The sequence below is a fragment of the Borrelia persica No12 genome (genome assembly GCF_000500045.1).
Lineage (GTDB): Bacteria > Spirochaetota > Spirochaetia > Borreliales > Borreliaceae > Borrelia > Borrelia persica.
This window is the reverse complement of the sequence record NZ_AYOT01000004.1, coordinates 1-833: the sequence shown is the minus strand read 5'-3', so window position 1 is coordinate 833 and position 833 is coordinate 1. Positions and strand designations below refer to the sequence as shown.

Annotated in this window: 1 protein-coding gene; it reads left to right on the top strand. The window is 23.4% G+C overall.

What is annotated here, in order from left to right:
* Window positions 1-669 (top strand): hypothetical protein (locus U881_RS13090; protein WP_235048097.1); only part of this gene is annotated, 669 nt, incomplete at its 5' end.
* Window positions 670-833: the final 164 nt, after the last annotated feature.

Genomic DNA, 833 nt, shown 5'->3' with positions numbered 1-833 from the left:
ATCGAATATCTCAAAGAAAACTTCGATATTAAACTCGAAATGCTAGAAAAAGTATTAAAAGGCGAAATTTTAGCTGTTAAAATTGATATTGATAATAAAATTGATACCAAATTTAATGAACTTGATAATAAAATTGACAACGTTAAAAATGAATTAAACGTTAAAATTGATACCAAATTTAATGAACTTGATAATAAAATTGATAACGTCAAAAATGAATTAAACGTTAAAATTGATACCAAATTTAATGAACTTGATAATAAAATTGATAATGTTAGAAGCGAATTAAAATCGGATATCAAAGACCTTGATAATAAGATCGATACCGTTGAAAATAACTTAAATGTTAAGATTGATACTAAATTTAATGAACTTGATAAAAAAATTAATACCGTTGAAAATAACTTAAATGTTAAAATTGATACTAAATTTAATGAACTTGATAATAAGATTGATAATACTAAAAGTGAATTAAAGTCGGATATTAAAGATCTTGACAATAAATTTGATACTAAATTCAATGAACTTGATAAAAAAATTGACATCAATATAACTAAATTCGACAGTACAGCAAGACTACATAAGTGGATGTTTGGTACTATTATCACAATTAATATAGGAATCTTTTTAGCTTTAATTTCTATTATTTATTCGGTTTTTGGTAAATAAATGTGAATTACTAATTTAATAACAGAAACAGTAATTCACATAAATTAAAATATAACACTACAATTCTATGGAATTGCTAATTTCACCTTTTGAGAGACCTTAACTAGTTTAGCTTGTTGTTGTCTTTTCCTGAAAAGGTCATATGAAACCTATCTTAGTTTCAC